This window comes from Synechococcus sp. R5-15 (assembly GCF_047462035.1).
Classification (GTDB): Bacteria; Cyanobacteriota; Cyanobacteriia; order Thermostichales; family Thermostichaceae; genus Thermostichus.
Genome location: NZ_JANSIK010000086.1, coordinates 1 through 4945 on the forward strand (window position 1 = coordinate 1; position 4945 = coordinate 4945).

4 protein-coding genes are annotated in these 4945 nt (G+C 61.7%); all 4 read left to right on the plus strand.

Going from position 1 to position 4945, the window contains the following annotated elements; all coding sequences use genetic code 11:
• A partial coding sequence (locus tag NW839_RS08025) for a hypothetical protein (RefSeq protein WP_414380565.1) occupies positions 1 to 274 on the plus strand: 274 nt, incomplete at its 5' end.
• Between the two features lie 58 nt (positions 275 to 332).
• A complete protein-coding gene (locus tag NW839_RS08030) occupies positions 333 to 2435 on the plus strand; it encodes a tetratricopeptide repeat protein (RefSeq protein ID WP_414350618.1) in 2103 nt (700 codons plus the stop codon).
• A gap of 101 nt (positions 2436 to 2536) precedes the next feature.
• Entirely contained in the window at positions 2537 to 3718 is a 1182-nt protein-coding gene (gene aroB, locus NW839_RS08035; RefSeq protein ID WP_414350617.1) for a 3-dehydroquinate synthase, read from the plus strand.
• Positions 3697 to 4704: an aspartate-semialdehyde dehydrogenase gene (locus tag NW839_RS08040; protein ID WP_414350615.1), complete on the plus strand. Its 1008-nt coding sequence runs from the start codon at positions 3697 to 3699 to the stop codon at positions 4702 to 4704. The genes aroB and NW839_RS08040 overlap by 22 nt, the downstream gene beginning before the upstream one ends.
• Positions 4705 to 4945: the final 241 nt, after the last annotated feature.

A 4945-nucleotide genomic window follows, 5' to 3' on the forward strand; every position in this document is an offset into this window, starting at 1 on the left:
CCAAGTGGTGCAGCTTGGCGGTGTTCCAGCAGTTCTTTTGTTTGGCGGTGTCGAGAATCTGGTTGCAAGCATTCGCAAAGCCCTGCAAAGTGCGGTCAATTTCTTGACGCAACTCTTGTGGGACTATCAGCTTGCAACGTACAGAGATAATCTGGCTCATGGGCTTATTGTAGTTCATCCAGACTTTGACCAGCAAACCTATATGGAGGAGGGCTTTCCTCTCGACACCAAGCCTGCGGCTATGGTGCGGGTCTCCAGCCCGAAAATTTGGTGAAAGCGTCGCGTGGCGATAACGCAAAGATAAGCTGGAGAAGATCAGCGAGCGGGCGTTCATGTCTTCAGAGCATTACAAGTTCGACCTTTTCTTGCGCTACCACCGAGAGCAAGCCCGGTGGGCGCGTCAACTGGCGGAGCGGCTGGATCGCGAGGGTTTCAAAGTCTGGTTTGACCGCTGGATGCTGCAGCCGGGGGATAACCGCAAGCTGGAGCTGCAACTGGCCATCGAACAATGCCGCTGGGTGGGAGTGGTGGCCTCTCCAGAGTTTGTTGCCGATCCCTGGCCCAGGGATGAGCTGTACAGCGGGTTTCCCCATGCCCCGGCACGACAAAACCAGCGTCTGCTGACGCTGCTGCACACCCCCGCCGAGCTGCCCCGCCCCCTGGAAGAGGCGCCCCTGCTGGATTTTACCGGCTCAGAAGAGGATCCGGTGCTGTTTGAGTACCGCGCCTTGGAGCTAATGCACTTTTTGGATCCCAGCTTCCCTGCCCCCGGGGATCTGCAGCGGTTCCGGCTGCAATACCGCCGCCGTGAGGGGAAAGAGTCCCTGGAAGATGAAGAGGTGCGGGGATTTCAGGCCTTTTTGCGGGCCATCCAGATGGCCATCCTGCGCATTGCCACAGGCGAAACCCCCTCCGCCACGCCAGAAGAAGGAGCGCGTCAGATCGCCATTTTGCAGTTCATTCAGCGGCTGTTTCAGTGGAACAGTGCCGACATCCAATTCGAGCGGGGGGAAGACTGGCGTCGCCGCGGCAACCTGACGGAAGCCCTGGCCGCCTACGACCGGGCTCTGAACATGGATCCCAACTTCGCCCTGGCTTGGAGCCGCCGTGGGGATGTGCTGGTGCAGCTGGCCCGCTACCGCGAGGCGGTGGACAGCTACAACGGATCCCTGAGCATCAACCCCTACGACGAAGAAACCCGGCTGCGCCTGGCCCTGATTCTGGGGCGCCTGGGGCAGTACAAGTCGGCGGTGGTTAACTACGACAAGGTGCTGGAGAGCAACCCGGAAGATGCTCTGGCCTGGCATAACCGCGGCATCCGCCTGCTGCAACTGAAGCGGTCTAAGCTGGCCCTGAACAGCCTGAACAAGGCGCTGCGCCACAACCCCAAACAGCCCCGCACCTGGCTGGCGCGTGGGATCGTGCTGCGGCGGCTGCGGCGGCCCAGCTCGGCAGCGGCTAGTTTTGCGCGGGTTTTGAAGCTCAACCCCAGAAGTGCGCGGGTTTGGCGTTACCAAGGCAATGCCCTCTTCCACTGCCACCGGCTGCGCTCGGCTGTTGAATGTTACAAGCGCTCGCTGCGGCTGCGCCGCCGGGATCCCATCACCCTGCACAACTTGGGGGTGGCCCTGCTGCGCTTGGGGCAGTATCGGCTGGCCAGCAAGGCCCTAGAACGCGCTCTGCGCTACGATGCCGACAACTACAAAAGCTGGTACGCCCGCGGCGTGGCCTTCCAAAAATTGGGCTACCTGAAAGAAGCCTGCATCCACTTCGAGGAAGCCCTCAAGATCAAGCCGGAGCACTTTCCGGCCCGCTATGCCTTGGCGGTAGCTCAGCAGGAGCTGGGGCAATATGAGGCCAGCCTGCAGCATTTCCAGCGCTTGGTGCAGCAGCGTCCCGGCAGTTCTGCCTGCTGGTTTGGCCAGATCACCGGCCTGCGGCGTCTGGGCCGGCTGGAAGAAGCCCGTGCCGCCTGCCAGCAGATGCTCCGCCTCAACGAACGGGATCCCTGGGGCTGGTTTGCCCTGGGGTTGATCTACAGCGAGCTGAGGGATCCCGAACAAGCTGTGCAAGCCTACTCGCGGGTTTTGCAGCTCACCCCAGAAGATGCTGTGGCCCTCAACAACCGCGCCTGGGAAGCCTTGAAATTGGGGAAGCTGGAACCTGCTCTGGCAGACGCCCAACAGGCCACGCACCTGGATCCGCAGCGGCCCGCCTTTTGGCATACCCTGGGGCTGATTCAACTGCGGGCCGGCCAGCGAGCAGCCGCCCAAGCCAGCTTGCAGCGCTGTCTGGAGCTGGATCCGCAATTTCAGCCGGCCCAAGCCGCCCTGCAGGACTTGGCCCAAGAAGACTCGGCATCCCCGGCGGGAATGGCTCTGCCGGAATTGGAAACCCTCACTCCCCAACCGCAGCCGGTTGACCCCAACCCCTAGCAGGATCCCCTGGGCTTTCAAACTCCCAAGGACAGTGCCTGCAGCAGGCAGACGGGAGCAGAACATGCCACACTGGATCCCGCCCCCCAGGACCGACACGCATGGATCCCTATCTGATCCCTGTCAAGCTTCCCCACAGCTCCTACGATATTCTCCTCCAGTCTGCCGAAGGCCCCCCTGGCCACAGCCTCATCCAGCTGGGATCCCAGATGCGGGCCAGAGGGCTTTCCGGCAGGGCTCTGGTGGTGAGCCATCCCGGCATTGCCAAACACTTTGCCGAGAAGTTGCTGCAGGGGCTGCAACAAGCGGGGTTTGCTGCCCGTCTTTTTCTGTTGCCCGCCGGCGAGCGCTACAAAACCCCGCGCTCGGTGGCCAAGATCTACGACGCCGCCCTAGCCTTTGGCCTGGAGCGCTCCTCCACCTTGGTGGCTCTAGGAGGGGGGGTCATTGGCGACATAGTGGGGTTTGCCGCCGCCACTTGGCTGCGCGGGATCCCTTTTGTGCAGGTGCCCACCTCACTTTTGGCCATGGTGGATGCGGCCATCGGCGGCAAGACCGGCGTCAACCATCCTGGCGGGAAAAACCTCATTGGGGCGTTTTATCAGCCGCGCCTGGTGTGGATTGATCCAACGCTATTGCAGACTCTGCCCCAGCGGGAGTTTACCTCAGCCCTAGCGGAAGTGATCAAATACGGCGTGATTCAGGCTGCCGACCTATTTGAGTTTTTGGAAGATCGACCCCAACTGAGCCGCTATACCGACTTTACTCCCGCAGACTTGCACTACCTGCTGCGCCGCTGTGCCGAGTGCAAAGCCTGGGTGGTGCAGCAGGACGAGAAAGAAGCGGGCCTGCGGGCCATCCTCAACTACGGCCACACCCTCGGCCATGCCCTAGAAGCTGCCACCCACTACCGCCGCTATCTGCACGGAGAAGCTGTCGCCATCGGCATGGTGGCTGCCGGGGAGATCGCCCGCCGCCTGGGGTGGTGGAGCGCTGCTGAAGCCGAACGGCAACAACGCCTGATCGAGAAAGCAGGACTGCCCAGCCGGTGGCCGGCCGGGATCCCTTGGGAGGCAGTGCTGCAGGCAATGCAGGCCGACAAGAAAGTCAAACAGGGGCGGATTCGCTTCGTTTTGCCCCGCCGCATCGGCCAGGCCGAGCTGACCGATCAAGTCGAGCTGGCAGAGGTGCAGGCTGCTTTGGCCTCGATTACAGCCACCTCTGGAACCCTAGAATTAGGAAAACCTAAGGACAAGAAAGCATGGCACGGCAACAACGGGTAGCTATTTTGGGAGCAACAGGGGCAGTAGGGACGGAGCTGCTGACGCTATTGGAAGAGCGCAACTTTCCTGTAGCCGACCTCAAGCTTTTGGCCTCGCCCCGTTCAGCGGGCACTTATTTGACCTTCAAGGGGGAACGGATCCCGGTTGAGCCGGTTTCAGAAGCGGCCTTCCGGGGCCTGGATCTGGTGCTGGCCTCTGCCGGAGCCGGTGTCTCCAAAACCTGGGCCAAAACCATTGTGGATGCGGGGGCGGTGATGGTGGACAACTCCAGCGCCTTTCGCCTGGATCCCAATGTTCCGCTGGTGGTGCCGGAGGTCAACCCCCAGGAAGCCTTCCGTCACCAAGGGATCATTGCCAATCCCAACTGCACCACCATCCTAATGTGCGTGGCCATCTACCCCCTGCATCGCCACATCCCCCTGCGCCGCGTGGTGGCCGCTACCTATCAATCGGCCAGTGGGGCCGGGGCCCGCGCCATGGTGGAGCTGCAAGAGCAAACCCGCGCCTACCTGCAAGGCCAGCCCTTTCAGCCCCAGGTGTTCCCTTACCCCATTGCCTTTAACCTCTTCCTCCACAACAGTCCCCTGCAAGAGAACGGCTACTGCCAGGAAGAGATGAAAATGGTCAACGAATCCCGCAAGATTATGGGATCCCCCAACCTGCGGCTGACAGCTACCTGTGTGCGGGTGCCGGTGCTACGTACCCACGCCGAGGCCCTCAACCTGGAGTTTGAACAGCCCTTCCCTGTGGAAAAAGCTCGGCAAATCCTGGCCCAGGCCCCTGGGGTGGTGCTCATTGAAGATTGGCAGCAGAACCGCTTTCCCATGCCCATCGACGTGGCCGGCAGGGATGAAGTGGCGGTGGGCCGCATCCGCCAGGACATCTCCGAGCCCAAGGCCCTGGAGCTGTGGCTGTGCGGGGATCAAATCCGCAAAGGAGCGGCCCTCAACGCCATTCAAATTGCCGAGCTGCTTTTGAAGGACTAATTCACCGCAACCGCCCAGGTTACCGGTCCTGCTGTAACAGGGGCAGCCTCAGTGCTGCTCAACGTCACTGGGGAGTTGGGGTAGGTGCAGGTGTTGGGCGCGGAGGCGGAGGCTCATCCCCGGGCGGAGGCTCATCCCCGGGCGGAGGATTATTCCCGGTCGGAGGATTATCCCCGGGCGGAGGATTATTCCCGGTCGGAGGATTATCCCCGGTCGGAGGATTATTCCCGGTCGGAGGATT

Coding starts and splice junctions, on each gene's coding strand:
- NW839_RS08030 (WP_414350618.1), top strand. CDS start 333: ATGTCTTCAGAGCATTACAAGTTCGACCTTTTCTTGCGCTACCACCGA.
- aroB (WP_414350617.1), top strand. CDS start 2,537: ATGGATCCCTATCTGATCCCTGTCAAGCTTCCCCACAGCTCCTACGAT.
- NW839_RS08040 (WP_414350615.1), top strand. CDS start 3,697: ATGGCACGGCAACAACGGGTAGCTATTTTGGGAGCAACAGGGGCAGTA.